The sequence below is a fragment of the Polynucleobacter sp. UK-Kesae-W10 genome (genome assembly GCF_018881575.1).
Lineage (GTDB): Bacteria > Pseudomonadota > Gammaproteobacteria > Burkholderiales > Burkholderiaceae > Polynucleobacter.
The window spans coordinates 149,341-164,280 of record NZ_JACVQB010000002.1 but is presented as its reverse complement, the minus strand read 5'-3'; the positions used below and the strand labels follow the sequence as shown (position 1 = coordinate 164,280).

The following is a 14,940-nucleotide window of genomic DNA, read 5'->3' as shown; positions in this document are numbered from 1 at the left end:
CATGAAGTCTGTAGTCTTTGATACCAATGTCTTGTTAGATATCTTTGTCTTTAATGACTTTAGGGCAATTCATCTTAAGCAAGCATTAATTGAGAAACAGCTTAATGCGCTGGCAACCCCAAAAACACTGGAAGAATTTGCTGATGTCATCAGTCGTCCGCTCTTTGCGCTTGAACCGGTTGAGCAGGAAAGCCGATTACGCGAATGGCAGTCACTCGCTCACGTGTTGAAAGATGCGGATCTGAAGCTAGCACCTTGGCAATGCCAGGATCCGGATGATCAGGTCTTTTTAAACCTAGCCTACACCGCTAGGCCATGCATTTTAATTAGCAAAGACAATGCCCTCTTAAGGTTGGCGCATAAAGCTTCCCAAGACAATATCCTGATTACATCCGATTACAACGCTTTATAGCCCTTGGGCTGCCTGTGCCGCAATCTCAAATGACCTGAGCCGAGCTTGATGGTCAAAGATTTGGCCTGTGAACAATATTTCATTTGCACCGGTACGATCCAGCCATGTGCGCATTCCCTTTTGAACTGTCTCGCGCGAGCCGACTACCGAGCACTGCAGGGTATGGGCGGCGGCGGCTTGCTCATGGGGTTCACAAAATGCATCGAGATCTTCAATTGGGGGTGGCAACTGACCACGGGTATTGCGCCGCATGCGCACCACGTTTTGCTGCAACGTCGTAAAGAGATGTTGCGCCTTCTCGTCGGTATCAGCCGCCACTACATTCATGACAAAGGCACTATAAGGCTTAGCTAATTGCGCAGAGGGCTTGAATAACTCCCGATAAATTGACATAGCTTCTAGCAAGTGGTCCGGCGCAAAGTGGGATGCAAAGGCATAAGGCAATCCGAAATGTGCTGCCAATTGGGCACCATACAGACTGGAACCCAAAATCCAAATTGGTACATGGGTATTGGCACCCGGAATCGCTTTGACTGACTGCCCCTCTTGTATAGGACCAAAATAATGTTGCAGCTCTCGTACATCTTGCGGAAAGCGATCATCACTGCCCAATAAATCACGGCGCAATGCTCTTGCGGTCACTTGGTCTGTTCCAGGCGCCCTTCCCAGACCCAACTCGATGCGGCCCGGATAAATCGACTCCAAGGTCCCAAATTGCTCAGCAATCACCAATGGGGCATGGTTAGGCAACATCACGCCACCAGAACCCAATTTGATGCGACTGGTACCAGCAGCCAGATAACCTAAGAGGACTGCTGTTGCGGAGCTGGCATTGCCCGTCATATTGTGATGCTCAGCCACCCAATAGCGCGTGTAGCCCCACTTCTCAGCATGCTGGGCCACATCCAAGGAGTTGCGCAAGGCATCAGCAGCAGTAAAACCCTGGGGAATGGGAGATATATCTAGAATGGAGTACGGGATGGAATTTGCCATCACCAAATCATACTGAGAAAGTTCGATTTATGAGTAAACCCAAAATGGCGAATCCTGATGACGGCCTCTTCAAGCCAGGTACCAAACTCAGGCATCTAAAAACCGGTGGTTTTTATAAGGTCGTATTGCTAGCCAACGTGGAAGCATCTCTCGAGCCAGCCTACGTCTATGAATCGCTGCAATCACACGATTTTTGGATTAGACCTCAAGCGGAAATGGAAGATGGCCGCTTTGAATTAATTCCAGAATAAGGAGGGCTCATCCATGTCCGAAGAGCGCATTACCAATCTTGAAATAAAACTGAGCTTTACAGAAGACCTTATTGAAAAACTCAATGAGACCGTTTACAAACAACAGCAGCAGATTGAGTTCCTATATCGCGAGCTCAAAGCGATCAAGGAGCAAGCCAGTAGCACTGGCGGAGGCGGTGGCAGCCTTAAAGATGAAATTCCCCCCCATTATTAAGGGACTGATACCATATCTAAGCAATACCAACGATTAATCACCAGCAAAAGGAATCGACCATGGGTAACCTAACACTTTTTCTAGTCCAGTGGGGCTTAACTTCTTTGTCTCTTTGGGTAGCGAGTTATATTTTTAGCGGCCTCAAGTTTGCTGACGGTGGCTCGCTATTAATCGCCGCATTGGTACTGGGTTTTGCAAATGCGATCGTCAAGCCACTCCTGGTATTACTCACCCTACCTTTAACCGTGGTAACGATGGGTCTATTCCTACTAGTTGTGAATGCACTAGTGCTGATGCTCGTTTCTGCTTTGGTCAGCGGCTTTACGATCTCTAGCTTCTGGACCGCCTTCTTTGCCAGTATCTTTATTTCTTTGTTCAGCTTATTTGTCAGCGGCCTCGTATTCTAAAAAGCTAGTTCGCGCCAGGATAAATATCCGACCAAGCGTGGAACGCTGTTTTACACGGCGTTGATTTGGTCGCGATAGACCTGGCGTTTTCTGCCACTAAGGTGGCTCCCCCAGTCAAAATACCCAAACCAATAGACACGGCGCTATTCACCACGCCCTCTTTATTGACGCCTGTCGCTGGATGAAGCAAGGTGCCTTGCATCTTCACTAAGCCCGCTAAATTTAAGCCCGTTGTGAGACCAGATTTTTCTCGAGGGTCGATCTTGATATTCAAAGCCTCTGTTTTAAGGTCAACTGATCCAGAAAAAACGACATCTAAGCGGTCAGTTACGATTCCAATTGAATCATTGATGGTCACCTGACCATTATTGATGGGTAGATAAATCACAGCGCACTCTAATGCCGTTTGATCGGTTGCTTTTCGCAGTGGATTAATTGCATTAACGATCGTGATAAATAAGTCGCCACCACGATCAATGAAGCGCGAATCTAAACTCCCCTTGCCTACGGTCACCTGCACAGCACCATTGGTATTGCTTGCTATCTGATGCATCGACTTACCGGTACCGCGTAAATTGAAAGCCACTTCCGAGTCGCCCCCTTTTACCTTGGTGCTCGAGTCTACAGCGTCCATAAGCTGCTCCAAAGTAAAACCTTTTGCCAGACCTTTAATGGCAATAGCGGGACTTGCTCCTTGGAACTGAGATAGACTGCCCTGCACTTGAGCACTTCCTTTGCCAAGCCCAAAAGCGAGGTCGCTGATTGCGATACGCGGACCATCAAAGGCGATATTACCCTTCACGCCAGTCAGCGGTACGTGACCTGGAAAGCTCAACTGATCGATCTTGAGAGCGAGCTTGCCGTTAGCCACCGGAAGCGCATCAAACGGCAAATCCTCTGCGCTAAAGAAGTATTGATCTGAGGATTTTGCAGATGGGGATGTACGGGAGTCACCTTTACTGGAGCCTGCCAGAGCAGCGCCGCCAGCCAAAGAGGTGATCTCAAAGGCTTTAGAGCTAAGACTGAGATCAAAGCTTGGGAGAACCGCAGGTTTTTTATCCAGATCTCCAGTGATATCTATCGTTTTACCATTCACTGTCAAAGCCAAATCGACCTTCATTTTTACTGGGCTTGTATTCCAGTTATTCAGAGCGTCATGGAGATTGCCTACCCCGCCCTTAATGCCCAATTGATAATCGGCGTATTGCACTTGTCCATCAATTGCAGTCTTGCTAGTACTACCAACCAAAGATAATTTAGGAATCTCAATCTGCTTTACTGGCGAACCAAACCCATGGTAATGAATATGGGCATCACTCATCACCAAATTTTTAATTCTGACGGGATCAATCTGATTATTAGTTGGGCTGTTAGCTACAGAAGATTTTGAGGTATTGGCTGTTTGAGGGGCGGTTACTGGAGTAGTGAAGTCCCAATTTGCTTGACCTGCTCGATTGGTTTCCAGAAATAAGTGTGCACCACTCAAGATGATGGTGTTAAAAGAAACATCGCTCTTTAATAGCGGAAGAATCTCAATGTCCATCTCGAGATGCTTTACCGTCAACATCTCAGCATCTTTTGCCCAAGAGGCGTTACTCAACGCTACTTGATCGGCAGTAATGCCAAGAGAGGGAAAGAGCTTAAGACCTACGGCTCCCTTAATAGTCAAATCACGTCCAGTCGACTCTTTGACGGTGCTGCTAAGCAATCTTGCCAGCTGTTCGGGCTTGATGAAAGAGGCTGCCGCCCAAATCGCTAAGCTTCCTACGCAGAGGATTGACAAGAGAACGAGTAGGCTAATTTTGACCGTTTTATTCATATCTGAGCCATTCTAAATCGGTCGACTAAAATAAGGCCTATGAGTACAGATAACCTCCCTAAATGCCCTGCCTGCCAGGAAGATATGACCTACCCGGATGGCGAGAACTATGTTTGCGCCCAATGCGGTCACGAATGGCCTATGACTGCGGCTATTGAGGAGGAAGTTGGCTTGATTGTGAAAGACGCCAACGGCAATTTGCTGGCTGATGGCGATACGGTCACCTTAATTAAGGACCTCAAAGTAAAAGGCTCTTCCACGACCCTCAAAGTGGGCACCAAAATTAAAGGGATTCGCTTGGTCTCCGGTGACCATGAGGTGGACTGCAAAACAGAAGCAGGCAATATGCTATTGAAAGCCTGCTTCCTGAAAAAAGCTTAAGTACCGCTAGCCTTCTTTAAAACGGCATAAATCTGGTCTTTTAACAGCAGCTTCTCTTTCTTCAAAGTCTCAATCTCTTCGGGAGTACTTGGCTCCTTGTGATCTTCCATACGCAAGATCTTGGCATCTAGATTGTTATGTTTATCAAATAGATGTGAAAAGTGACGGTCTGTTGTCTTTAATTTGCTAATTAATTCGCGATATTCTGGAAACATAGACTCTTTCAGTTGAAATATTGAGATTGCGTTTAGAGCGCATTTCCAGTGTATCAATGCCATCTTAAGAGAACAATATCTTTTCTAGAATTTTTATTTTCTCTTTCGCCCTTGTAATCAAGAGGACAATCCCCACCTAAGCACGATCATTCCTGTAAGAAATTGCAGTAATATGGACAGGTGCTTAGGCACATTAACTACCAAAAGGAAGGGTAATAAACCATGGCTACAAAGAAGTCTCCAGCAATAAAGAAAGTAGCTACCAAGGTGGTAAAAAAAGCCCCCGCAAAGAAAGCCGTCAAGAAAGTTGCCGCTAAAAAAGCAGTAGCCAAAAAGACAGTGAAGAAGGTAGTGAAACCAGCCACCAAAAAAGTGGTTGCCAAAAAAGCTCCGGCTAAGAAGCCTGCAGCCAAAAAGCCAGCAGCTAAAAAAGTAGCAAAAAAAGTATCCAAAACTGCTGCTTCTAAATCACCCAAGGTCGATCAATACGGCCTTGAGCAAGATGATGAGTTTTACGGCTTGTACTTTGCAAAATCGACCAATAAAGGTTTGGTCGAAGTGAAGCCTTGCACTTTCTCGTTGATGTATTGGTGGAAAGGATTGCTTGGCTACCCTGACATGATTGAAATCTCCAAAGGCAGCAATACTGCGATGTTGCAGTTTGAGTCCACATTTGGCGGTGGTGATTCTGGTGAAACCGAATTAACCGAGCAAGATGTTCTGGATATCGATCACATTATCGAAGTAGATGAACAAGAGATGTTGATTTCTCTATACAGTTACGTACCGATTCCTGTGCCTGAGAAGTTGGTTGGCGCCTTGAGCCTTTCAATTCTCAATATCAACCCAGAAACCCGCTATGGTAGCTTAGAACTTTGCTCTACCGAAAATGAAGAAGGCGAAACAGAGCACTTCTTACGTTATCGTGCAGCAACTTACTTGCGTGGCATCAAATCTGGCAAAGTTGAAGCTATTGAAAGCATGGTCACCAATGGCTCCGAGTTCTTCGGTCTCGCCTTAGATGCCATGTGTGTGAATAAATCTATTAAGAAGTGGTTGCTAAGCTAATTAGCGCCCTAATCTCTTAAAGATTTATCTACATAAGTAAATGTAAGTCATCGGAAAGCGGTCGTTGACCGTTTTCCGACTATCGACAATCGTTACACTCCGCTTGCCCATCTTCTTGCACTCTGCAAGAGCCATCTCTTGAGCTTCATCCTCTTTAGCATCCTTAGGAGCATGCACTCCAATAGTGCCATCAGATTGCTGATAGACGCCAAACTGACTTGGCGGTGTGGAACAGGCCGCAAGAAAAAGACTGATGCAGGAAATAAAGAGGGCTTGTGAGAGCTTCATCAAAAATTCTCTATAAATAGATTGCATAGATGGCGGAGAGGGAGGGATTCGAACCCTCGGTAGGTTTGACCCTACGCCTGATTTCGAGTCAGGTACATTCGACCACTCTGCCACCTCTCCGATATTGATACGATAAAGCTTTTATGGCAATACCGCCTGAAACTCTGCTATTGCTTACTCGCAGACGCCCGTCAAGAGAAGTCTGCCAGAAAAGAATCCAAATGGCTTCTGACTTCCATACGCGGATTCTTCGATATTTAGGTAGTCTAAAAAGACTCCATTTTTACCTACAGACTTTTGCATCCAAGTGACTTTATATGAATTACTGTCACTACCGTAGGCTACAACCTTTGGATTTTTCAGTGAATCCATCACGTCCCCGATGACTTCACCAGTTTTCTTGACCACTGCAAACTCTTGGTCAATTCTGGAGCTATCGCGAACTAAAGCTAACTCTCCGTTATTTTGGATGTAGGCATCACTTAATACCTGACAACGATAGGTTTTATCGACAGCAAAAACGTTTGGAGAGCTCAATACTGCGCAAAAAAAGACTACAAACAATTGGAATCTATTCAACTGTGTAATTCCACATTTCATTTGCTGAAGGATTAAATTGGTTTGAGCACCGCTAAGCCGCCTAAATAAGTCTGCAAGGCTTTAGGGATAGCAATACTACCGTCCACTTGCTGCTTGTTCTCAATTAGCGCAACTAGAGCTCTACCTACTGCAAGGCCTGAACCATTCAAAGTATGAACCAATTCTGGTTTACCTTGGCCGGCTTTAAATCTAGCCTGCATCCTTCTGGCCTGGAAGTCGCCCATGCTTGAGCATGAGCTGATCTCGCGATAAGCATGCTGTGATGGCACCCATACTTCTAAGTCATAAGTCTTGGTACTACCAAAACCCATATCACCAGTGCAGAGCAATACTTTTCTGTAAGGAAGCTCTAGTAACTCTAAAATTCTTTCTGCGTGACCAGTGAGATCTTCCAGAGCTTGCATAGAATGCTCTGGTTTAGTGATTTGCACTAACTCCACTTTGTCAAATTGATGCTGACGAATCATACCGCGAACATCACGTCCATAGCTACCCGCTTCAGAGCGGAAACATGGAGTGTGGGCTACGAACTTCATTGGAAGATTGTCAGCGTTCACGATTTCATCACGAACTAAGTTTGTGACTGGAACTTCTGCTGTAGGAATGAGATAGAAGTTTTCTGTTCTTGCTTCGCCTCCCTCGCCTTCACCGCCCATCTGACGGGGCACCTTAAAGAGGTCTTCTTCAAATTTAGGCAACTGGCCAGTACCACGCATCGATGCGGCATTGACCATATAAGGAGCATAGACCTCTTGGTATCCATGACTTGTAGCATGCGTATCAATCATGAACTGCGCCAAGGCGCGATGCAGCCTAGCGATAGGCCCTTTGAGCACCACAAAGCGTGAACCACTAATCTTGGCAGCAACTTCAAAATCTAAACCGAGTGGACCGCCAAGGTCAACATGGTCTTTGACCTCAAAATCAAAAATGGGTTGCTCACCCCAGCGCTTCATTTCTTTATTTTCTGTTTCGTCCTTACCGGTTGGTACAGACTCATCAGGCAAGTTTGGAATGCCCATCAAGAAATCCGAGATCTCGGCTTGTAAAACGCTTAATCTTGCTGCGCCAGATTCCATATCGGCATTCACTTGTGCAACCTCTGCCATCTCAGCAGAGGCATCTTCGCCCTTACCCTTCTTCATACCAATCGCTTTAGACAATTGATTACGTTTGGCTTGCAATTCCTCTGTACGGGTTTGCAAGGACTTGCGCTCGGACTCTAAAGCGTTGAACTCTTCAACATCAAGTTGAAATTTACGAGTAGCCAGGCGCGCTGCAACAGCAGCGATATCTTTGCGAAGTAATTGCGGATCAATCATTTAATACTCGGTTGGTTTTTAGGTTGAACTATCTGAGTTTTAGGGATCAGGGTCTAGGCTCTAGTTTAAGCGCAAGACCTCAGCCCCAGCGGGGGGCGTGAAATTAAACCGATTGGCTGGCAAATTGACGTTGAGCTGGATCTTATCCAGGGTCACCAAAACTACGCTGCCTAAGCCATCCATGAGCTCTAAGGCTTTTGGCAAACCATTACTCATTCCAATCGAAATCTTTGTGTAAGGCAGATCGTTTTGCTTTTTAGCATTGGGATCTTTCTTTGGAACTAGGGCAACCCACTTCATCCCCAAACGCTCTTCGCCATCGATCAAATCAAAATGTTGATCCAGGGAGTTTTCACCAAACAAAATCGCAGCAGGGGTGGAGGCCAATGCTTGCCCTGCCGGACGAAAGGTTGCCTGGTTTAAATCCTTGTCCCACAAGATCAATTGATTGCCATTGGCAATCAATTTTTGCTCATACGGTTTTTGAGTATCCCAAACAAAACGACCTGGACGCTGAAAGACAAAGTGTCCTTGTGTTTGACGAACAACTTTTAAACCCTTATCTTGCGGCTCATTGACTTTGGGTGCGCGTAACTGTTGCTGCACAAAATCACCTTCTGCGGTTTTAGAATTACGCACAAACTCACGCAGTTGATCGGATCCAGTGCTACCTTGTGCCAACGCCGAGGTAGAGAGTGTGATTGATGCAATACCAATCAATACTGCAGATAAGAATCTTTGCAAGATAGCGCCTTACTCAGAGGGGCGGTGCAAAATTTCGCGATTGCCACCGTTACCCATCTTAGAAACGAGACCTGCTTTTTCCATATCTTCTAGCAGACGTGCGGCACGGTTGTAACCAATACGCAAATGACGCTGCACTAAAGAAATTGATGGGCGCTTGTTCTCTAGGACAATGGCTACCGCTTGATCGTAGAGGGGATCAGCTTCGCCACCACTCTCACCAGTCAAGGCATCTACATTCGATTCATCGGCGCCTTCCAGAACGCCATCAATATAGTTTGCTTCGCCCTTCTCTTTGAGCCATTCCACTACCCGATGCACTTCATCATCTGATACGAATGCACCGTGCACGCGCACTGGCAAGCCAGTGCCAGGGGCCATATAAAGCATGTCACCCATACCAAGAAGTGCTTCAGCACCTTGCTGATCCAAAATCGTACGGCTGTCGATCTTGCTACTGACTTGGAAAGAAATGCGGGTTGGCACGTTGGCTTTAATCAGACCAGTAATGACATCTACGCTAGGGCGCTGTGTTGCCAATACCAAGTGAATACCAGCAGCACGAGCCTTTTGCGCAATACGCGCAATGAGTTCTTCAATCTTTTTGCCGGAGACCATCATCAAGTCGGCCAGCTCATCAATCACAATCACAATCACTGGCGCTTTATAGATCGGCTCAGGATCATCCGGAGTCAAGCTAAATGGATTGGTGAGCTTCTCGCCCTTCTCTTCCGCTTCAGCAATCTTTTTATTAAAGCCCGCTAAGTTACGTACACCAAACTTACTCATCAGTTTGTAGCGACGCTCCATCTCATTCACAGCCCAGTTCAGCGCGTTATACGCCTGCTTCATATCGGTGACGACTGGGCACAAGAGATGCGGAATCTTGTCATAGATAGCCATCTCGAGCATCTTTGGATCAATCATGATCAAGCGCACTTCATCAGGCTTGGCCTTGAAGAGTAGCGACAGAATCATGGCGTTGATACCGACTGACTTACCGGCACCAGTCGTACCCGCTACCAAGCAGTGCGGCATCTTCGCTAAGTCAGCCACCATTGGGCTACCGGAAATATCTTTGCCTAAAGCCAAGGTGAGTAAGGAATGATTGTCGTTGTAGACCTGTGAAGTCAGAATCTCTGACAAGTACACCGATTGACGTGTTGGGTTTGGCAACTCCAATGCCATGCAGGTTTTGCCTGGAATGGTTTCCACGACACGCATACTGACTACACCCAGAGAGCGCGCTAAGTCTCGTGAGAGATTAACAATCTGACTACCCTTCACACCAACCGCAGGATCGATTTCATAACGCGTCACTACGGGGCCAGGGTAAGCAGCAATCACAGTGACCTGTACATTAAATTCTGCTAACTTGCGCTCGATTAAGCGTGAAGTAAATTCCAACACATCTGCAGAAATAGTCTCTTTTGCTTCCGGTACAGGATCAAGCAAAGCCAAAGGAGGCAACTCAGAATCCGGGATATCAACAAAGAGTGGTTGCTGCTTCTCACGTTCCACACGCGTACTCTTTGGAATCTCAATGGGAGCACGCACAATTTGTACTGGCGCTGCCACTTCAACGCGCCCACGAATCTCTTCAACAAATTCCTCGCGCTCTTCAGCGGCGGCTTCCCCCAATTTACGATCTTCTTCGCTATCACGACGCTCACGAATGCGGTGATAGCTCACCTCCAAAAAGCGCCCTACCTTTTCAGCAACATCTAGCCAAGAGAAATGCAAAAACAAAGAGAGGCCGGCGCACAAACCAAATAAGAGAACGAGTGTCGAGCCAGTAAATCCCAAGGACATTTGCAATGGATCGCCAATCAACTCACCCAAAATGCCACCAGGAGGTCTAGGGAGCTCCCAGGACAACGAATGCATGCGAATCGACTCAAGACCCATACTGCAGATCAAAGTCAGGCCAAAGCCCAACCAACGCATTAATAAAGAGTCTGGTTTGGCATCAGGATCTGGCGGCAGGGGAATGCTCCACAGCTCGCGCCAACCATTGAGAACCCGGCGCCCAAACAGGACGACCCACCAAAAGGCAGAGATCCCGAAGATATAGAGCATTAAATCAGCTAAATAGGCCCCAAAACGGCCTCCTAGGTTCTTGGGGGCTTCAAAACTGGCGTGAGACCAGGCAGGGTCTGCCTTGGAATAGGTCAGCAAGATGGCAAATAGACCCAGGCAGAGGCCCAGGGAAATGAACCAGCGGGCCTCTAAAAGCAGGCGGGGCATCCGGCCCTGCCCGTCCATTTCAGGGGGCTGGGGACTCAGAGGAGTCTTGGACTTCGGATATGTGGTTCTTGCCATGTTCTACCGATTGTAAACAAGCAATCCTATAATTTGGATATGACTACAAATACCCCAAAACACTCCAAAGTCCTGATCCTCGGATCTGGCCCTGCCGGCTATACCGCCGCAGTCTACGCCGCCCGAGCCAATTTGAACCCAACCCTGATTACCGGCCTGGCTCAAGGGGGTCAACTGATGACCACAACTGACGTCGAGAACTGGCCTGCCGATGCAGATGGTGTCCAAGGCCCTGAGCTGATGGATCGCTTTTTAAAGCATGCTGAGCGCTTTAATACTGAAATCATTTTTGACCATATTCATACGGCAGCCCTGAAAGAAAAGCCGATTCGTTTGGTGGGCGACTCTGGCACTTATACCTGCGATGCCCTCATTATTTGTACCGGGGCCTCTGCTCAATACCTTGGCTTACCAAGTGAAGAATTATTTATGGGTCGCGGCGTTTCTGGTTGCGCAACTTGTGATGGCTTCTTCTATCGCAATCAAGATGTGTGCGTAGTTGGCGGTGGTAACACTGCAGTTGAAGAAGCGCTCTACCTAACTGGCATTTGCAAAAAGGTTACTGTGATTCATCGTCGCGATAAATTCCGTGCTGAGCCGATTTTGAATGATCGCTTAATGGCTAAAGTAGCTGAAGGCAAAGTGGAGCTCAAATTAAACTCCACGCTCGATGAAGTTTTGGGCGACGAAAAAGGCGTTACTGGTGTGCGCATTAAGAAAGAAGATGGCAGCACCGAAGAAATTGCAGTTACTGGCGCCTTTATTGCCATTGGCCACAAGCCTAACACTGAACTTTTCGTTGGTCAGCTCGATATGAACAATGGCTACCTCAAAACCCACTCCGGATTAGAGGGCAATGCTACTGCTACCAATATCCCTGGCGTATTTGCTGCAGGCGACGTTCAGGATCACATCTATCGTCAAGCCATTACCAGTGCTGGTACGGGTTGTATGGCTGCATTAGATGCGCAGCGTTATTTAGAAACTTTAGAGTAATTTTCTTAATTTCCTATTACTGTTTTCGTTTTCTGTATCCAATAAAAAACGCCTAGCAATGCTAGGCGTTTTTGTTTGTTACCTTGTGTTGCTACTGCATCTTGCTTAACGTGAGATCACTGGCAAGAGTGGCACGATAAGTAACGCCACAATATTGATGATCTTAATTAATGGATTGACTGCTGGACCTGCAGTGTCTTTGTAGGGATCGCCTACAGTGTCACCAGTCACAGCCGCTTTATGCGCTTCAGAACCTTTACCACCGAAGTTTCCTTCTTCAATATATTTCTTCGCATTATCCCAAGCGCCACCACCAGTACACATGGAGATCGCTACAAAAAGTCCAGTCACGATCGTACCCATTAAGAGGCCGCCCAAGGCAGCAGGTCCCAATAGGAGGCCGACGACGATTGGAGCAACTACCGGGAGGAGTGAAGGAACGATCATCTCTTTAATCGCTGCTGAGGTGAGCATATCCACTGCTTTACCGTACTCAGGCTTAGCGGTGCCCTCCATGATTCCAGGGATCTCGCGGAACTGACGACGCACTTCTTCTACTACGGCGCCAGCACAGCGACCAACTGCTTCCATCGCCATCGCACCGAACAAGTACGGAATCATGCCGCCGATAAATAGGCCAATGATCACCATGTGATTGGACAGGTCAAACGACACCTGCTGACCAATGCCCTCTAATGCGTGGGTATAGTCGGCAAAGAGCACGAGGGAAGCTAAGCCAGCAGAGCCAATGGCATAACCCTTGGTCACTGCCTTAGTGGTGTTACCCACTGCATCTAATGGATCAGTAATATCGCGTACCGCTTGTGGCAAACCTGCCATCTCAGCAATACCACCAGCATTGTCAGTAATCGGACCGTAAGCATCAAGTGCTACTACGATACCGGCCATGGACAACATGGCTGTTGCAGCAATCGCAATGCCATATAAACCTGCCAACCAATAAGCAGCGAAGATTGCAGCACACACAAACAACACTGGATAGGCAGTTGACTTCATCGAGATGCCAAGACCTGCAATGATGTTAGTGCCATGACCTTTAGTAGATGCTTCTGCAATGTGCTGCACTGGTTTGAATTGCGTACCGGTGTAGTACTCGGTAATCCAGACCAAACCGGCAGTTAGCAATAAACCTACAATGGTTGAACCAAACAGACGCCACTGGCTTCCAGGGATACCTAATGCATCATCCGGCATGATGAAATTCGTGACGAAGTAGAAGGCGATCAGTGACAATCCGCCAGCGATGATCAGGCCCTTATACAAAGCCGGCATCACGTTCTTCATCCCTGGGGTTGCTTTTACAAATGAGCAGCCGATGATGGAGGCGATGATCGATACCCCGCCAAGCACCAATGGATAGATGATGGCAGCTACTGGTGCGCCCGCAACCATCAAGGAACCCAAGACCATAGTAGCAATCAATGTCACTGCATAAGTTTCAAATAAGTCAGCCGCCATACCTGCGCAGTCACCGACGTTATCACCTACGTTATCTGCAATCACTGCAGGATTGCGTGGATCATCTTCCGGAATGCCAGCTTCAACCTTCCCTACTAAGTCAGCACCAACGTCAGCACCTTTCGTAAAAATCCCGCCACCAAGACGAGCAAAGATCGAAATCAAGGAAGAACCGAAAGCCAAACCAATGAGTGGATGCAAGACTGAGGAGAGGTCTTGACCTGCGCCAATGGACACCAAGAACATGAAGAAGAGGCCAACACCAAGAAGGCCAAGACCCACTACCAACATACCGGTAATAGCACCGCCCTTAAATGCCACATTGAGCGCCTCATTCATTCCTTTGGTAGCTGCTTCCGCTGTACGCACATTGGCACGCACTGAGACATTCATCCCAATAAAGCCACAGGCGCCAGAAAGAACCGCGCCCACTACAAATCCTATGGCCGTTGCGAAGTCCAAGAAGAGTGCCATCAGAATGGTGAGCACCGCTCCCACGACAGCGATCGTTTTATATTGGCGCGATAAATACGCTGCTGCGCCCTGCTGAATCGCCTCTGCAATTTCTTGCATTTTGGCGTTGCCTGTACTTTGCTTCAAAATCCAGCCGCGCATCACAAAACCGTAAACCACGGCCAGGACACCGCACGCCAAGGCAAAATACAAGCCTAAAGTGACATTACTCATGCTTGAACTCCCTATAGTTGATCTTTTTGTTTTGTATATCTAGCGCTTAGGTAGACCTGGTTTTGGAAAGCTTTAAACTATGTCTTTAAGCCATACCAGTATGTAACAGAATCAACCCTGCGCCTCTTTGCTAAGATCAGGGTATTTACTAATCACTATTCATTATTCGGAGTATTTATGAGTCTCGAGAAAGTTAAGCCCGGCAAGAAGATCCCTGAAAGCTTCAACGTCATTATTGAAATCCCAATGAACGCGGATCCAGTGAAGTATGAAGTGGACAAGGAAAGTGGCGCGATTTTCGTTGATCGTTTTATGGGTACTGCGATGCACTATCCATGTAACTATGGTTACATCAATAAAACGATTGCTGGTGACGGCGACCCAGTGGACGTTCTCGTGATTACTCCATTCCCACTCATCCCAGGTGTTGTCGTTGCATGCCGCGCTATTGGCGTATTGCAAATGGAAGATGAAGGTGGTGAAGACGCTAAATTATTAGCCGTTCCAGAAGACAAGATTTTGCCAATTTATACGCACTGGCAAAAACCTGAAGACATGAACCCATTGCGTTTGAATCAAATCAAACACTTCTTCGAGCACTACAAAGATCTCGAACAAGGTAAGTGGGTAAAAGTAAAAGGCTGGGGTGGCGTAGCAGATGCTCATAAAGAAATTCTTGAGGGCATTGAGCGTTACAACAAAGAGAACGCTTAATTGTTGTTTTATTGAAAAGGCTTTGTGA

17 protein-coding genes and 1 tRNA gene are annotated in these 14,940 nt (G+C 47.1%); 8 read left to right on the top strand and 10 right to left on the bottom strand.

Features of this window, described 5'->3' with window-relative positions:
* Position 1: 1 nt before the first annotated feature.
* Positions 2–412, top strand: a complete 411-nt coding sequence (locus ICN24_RS07195) for a putative toxin-antitoxin system toxin component, PIN family (RefSeq protein ID WP_216222490.1) — start codon at positions 2–4, stop codon at positions 410–412.
* Here ICN24_RS07195 and ICN24_RS07190 read toward each other — a convergent pair.
* A complete protein-coding gene (locus ICN24_RS07190; RefSeq protein ID WP_216222489.1) occupies positions 407–1,405 on the bottom strand; it encodes an LLM class flavin-dependent oxidoreductase in 999 nt (332 codons plus the stop codon). The two genes, ICN24_RS07195 and ICN24_RS07190, sit on opposite strands and share 6 nt — an antisense overlap.
* A 29-nt stretch (positions 1,406–1,434) precedes the next feature.
* Between ICN24_RS07190 and ICN24_RS07185 the strand changes: the two genes are divergently transcribed.
* From ICN24_RS07185 to ICN24_RS07175, 3 genes are read left to right on the top strand one after another with little or no spacing between them, the layout of a single operon-like run.
* The gene (locus ICN24_RS07185) at positions 1,435–1,656 is read left to right on the top strand and encodes a hypothetical protein (protein WP_216222488.1); all 222 of its coding nucleotides are present in this window, start codon (positions 1,435–1,437) and stop codon (positions 1,654–1,656) included.
* A 13-nt stretch (positions 1,657–1,669) separates the two neighbouring features.
* A complete protein-coding gene (locus tag ICN24_RS07180) occupies positions 1,670–1,870 on the top strand; it encodes a SlyX family protein (RefSeq protein ID WP_216222487.1) in 201 nt (66 codons plus the stop codon).
* 59 nt (positions 1,871–1,929) lie between these two features.
* A complete protein-coding gene (locus ICN24_RS07175) occupies positions 1,930–2,277 on the top strand; it encodes a phage holin family protein (RefSeq protein ID WP_216222484.1) in 348 nt (115 codons plus the stop codon).
* Positions 2,278–2,281: 4 nt separating this feature from the next.
* On the opposite strand, the gene ICN24_RS07170 is transcribed toward ICN24_RS07175, so the two are convergent.
* Positions 2,282–4,096, bottom strand: coding sequence for an AsmA family protein (locus ICN24_RS07170; RefSeq protein ID WP_216222482.1), 1,815 nt, complete (start codon positions 4,094–4,096; stop codon positions 2,282–2,284).
* 39 nt (positions 4,097–4,135) lie between these two features.
* On the opposite strand from ICN24_RS07170, the gene ICN24_RS07165 reads away from it, so the two are divergent.
* Positions 4,136–4,477 carry a zinc ribbon domain-containing protein YjdM gene (locus tag ICN24_RS07165; RefSeq protein ID WP_216222480.1) on the top strand — a complete coding sequence of 114 codons (342 nt, stop codon included), beginning with the start codon at positions 4,136–4,138 and terminating at the stop codon, positions 4,475–4,477.
* Here ICN24_RS07165 and ICN24_RS07160 read toward each other — a convergent pair.
* Entirely contained in the window at positions 4,474–4,692 is a 219-nt protein-coding gene (locus tag ICN24_RS07160) for a YdcH family protein (RefSeq protein ID WP_216222700.1), read from the bottom strand. The two genes, ICN24_RS07165 and ICN24_RS07160, sit on opposite strands and share 4 nt — an antisense overlap.
* Positions 4,693–4,914: 222 nt before the next feature.
* On the opposite strand from ICN24_RS07160, the gene ICN24_RS07155 reads away from it, so the two are divergent.
* A complete protein-coding gene (locus ICN24_RS07155; protein WP_216222478.1) occupies positions 4,915–5,760 on the top strand; it encodes a hypothetical protein in 846 nt (281 codons plus the stop codon).
* 24 nt (positions 5,761–5,784) lie between these two features.
* Here ICN24_RS07155 and ICN24_RS07150 read toward each other — a convergent pair whose 3' ends face one another.
* The 6 genes from ICN24_RS07150 to ICN24_RS07125 all read right to left on the bottom strand — a co-directional run bounded on the left by ICN24_RS07150 (position 5,785) and on the right by ICN24_RS07125 (position 11,036).
* Complete coding sequence (locus ICN24_RS07150) at positions 5,785–6,048, bottom strand: hypothetical protein (RefSeq protein ID WP_216222476.1); 264 nt, start codon at positions 6,046–6,048, stop codon at positions 5,785–5,787.
* A gap of 30 nt (positions 6,049–6,078) precedes the next feature.
* A tRNA-Ser gene (locus ICN24_RS07145) sits at positions 6,079–6,168 on the bottom strand.
* A gap of 54 nt (positions 6,169–6,222) precedes the next feature.
* Positions 6,223–6,627 carry a hypothetical protein gene (locus ICN24_RS07140; RefSeq protein WP_216222474.1) on the bottom strand — a complete coding sequence of 135 codons (405 nt, stop codon included), beginning with the start codon at positions 6,625–6,627 and terminating at the stop codon, positions 6,223–6,225.
* A gap of 32 nt (positions 6,628–6,659) precedes the next feature.
* Positions 6,660–7,970 (bottom strand): serine--tRNA ligase, encoded by a 1,311-nt coding sequence (gene serS, locus ICN24_RS07135; protein ID WP_216222472.1) that lies wholly within the window; start codon positions 7,968–7,970, stop codon positions 6,660–6,662.
* 60 nt (positions 7,971–8,030) lie between these two features.
* Positions 8,031–8,714 (bottom strand): outer membrane lipoprotein carrier protein LolA, encoded by a 684-nt coding sequence (locus ICN24_RS07130; RefSeq protein ID WP_216222470.1) that lies wholly within the window; start codon positions 8,712–8,714, stop codon positions 8,031–8,033.
* A gap of 9 nt (positions 8,715–8,723) precedes the next feature.
* Positions 8,724–11,036, bottom strand: coding sequence for a DNA translocase FtsK (locus tag ICN24_RS07125; RefSeq protein WP_216222468.1), 2,313 nt, complete (start codon positions 11,034–11,036; stop codon positions 8,724–8,726).
* 39 nt (positions 11,037–11,075) lie between these two features.
* Between ICN24_RS07125 and trxB the strand changes: the two genes are divergently transcribed.
* On the top strand, positions 11,076–12,032 hold the full coding sequence (gene trxB, locus ICN24_RS07120; RefSeq protein ID WP_216222466.1) for a thioredoxin-disulfide reductase: 957 nt from the start codon (positions 11,076–11,078) through the stop codon (positions 12,030–12,032).
* A 105-nt stretch (positions 12,033–12,137) separates the two neighbouring features.
* Here trxB and ICN24_RS07115 read toward each other — a convergent pair whose 3' ends face one another.
* The gene (locus tag ICN24_RS07115) at positions 12,138–14,198 is read right to left on the bottom strand and encodes a sodium-translocating pyrophosphatase (RefSeq protein ID WP_216222465.1); all 2,061 of its coding nucleotides are present in this window, start codon (positions 14,196–14,198) and stop codon (positions 12,138–12,140) included.
* Positions 14,199–14,375: 177 nt separating this feature from the next.
* Here ICN24_RS07115 and ppa point away from each other — a divergent pair, with 177 nt between their 5' ends.
* A complete protein-coding gene (gene ppa, locus ICN24_RS07110) occupies positions 14,376–14,912 on the top strand; it encodes an inorganic diphosphatase (protein ID WP_216222464.1) in 537 nt (178 codons plus the stop codon).
* The last annotated feature ends 28 nt before the right edge of the window (positions 14,913–14,940 follow it).

Excerpts from the sequence above, each read along its gene's own strand:
- ICN24_RS07195 (WP_216222490.1), top strand. The coding sequence starts at position 2 with ATGAAGTCTGTAGTCTTTGATACCAATGTCTTGTTAGATATCTTTGTC.
- ICN24_RS07190 (WP_216222489.1), bottom strand. The coding sequence starts at position 1,405 with ATGGCAAATTCCATCCCGTACTCCATTCTAGATATATCTCCCATTCCC.
- ICN24_RS07185 (WP_216222488.1), top strand. The coding sequence starts at position 1,435 with ATGAGTAAACCCAAAATGGCGAATCCTGATGACGGCCTCTTCAAGCCA.
- ICN24_RS07180 (WP_216222487.1), top strand. The coding sequence starts at position 1,670 with ATGTCCGAAGAGCGCATTACCAATCTTGAAATAAAACTGAGCTTTACA.
- ICN24_RS07175 (WP_216222484.1), top strand. The coding sequence starts at position 1,930 with ATGGGTAACCTAACACTTTTTCTAGTCCAGTGGGGCTTAACTTCTTTG.
- ICN24_RS07170 (WP_216222482.1), bottom strand. The coding sequence starts at position 4,096 with ATGAATAAAACGGTCAAAATTAGCCTACTCGTTCTCTTGTCAATCCTC.
- ICN24_RS07165 (WP_216222480.1), top strand. The coding sequence starts at position 4,136 with ATGAGTACAGATAACCTCCCTAAATGCCCTGCCTGCCAGGAAGATATG.
- ICN24_RS07160 (WP_216222700.1), bottom strand. The coding sequence starts at position 4,692 with ATGTTTCCAGAATATCGCGAATTAATTAGCAAATTAAAGACAACAGAC.
- ICN24_RS07155 (WP_216222478.1), top strand. The coding sequence starts at position 4,915 with ATGGCTACAAAGAAGTCTCCAGCAATAAAGAAAGTAGCTACCAAGGTG.
- ICN24_RS07150 (WP_216222476.1), bottom strand. The coding sequence starts at position 6,048 with ATGAAGCTCTCACAAGCCCTCTTTATTTCCTGCATCAGTCTTTTTCTT.
- serS (WP_216222472.1), bottom strand. The coding sequence starts at position 7,970 with ATGATTGATCCGCAATTACTTCGCAAAGATATCGCTGCTGTTGCAGCG.
- ICN24_RS07125 (WP_216222468.1), bottom strand. The coding sequence starts at position 11,036 with ATGGCAAGAACCACATATCCGAAGTCCAAGACTCCTCTGAGTCCCCAG.
- trxB (WP_216222466.1), top strand. The coding sequence starts at position 11,076 with ATGACTACAAATACCCCAAAACACTCCAAAGTCCTGATCCTCGGATCT.
- ICN24_RS07115 (WP_216222465.1), bottom strand. The coding sequence starts at position 14,198 with ATGAGTAATGTCACTTTAGGCTTGTATTTTGCCTTGGCGTGCGGTGTC.
- ppa (WP_216222464.1), top strand. The coding sequence starts at position 14,376 with ATGAGTCTCGAGAAAGTTAAGCCCGGCAAGAAGATCCCTGAAAGCTTC.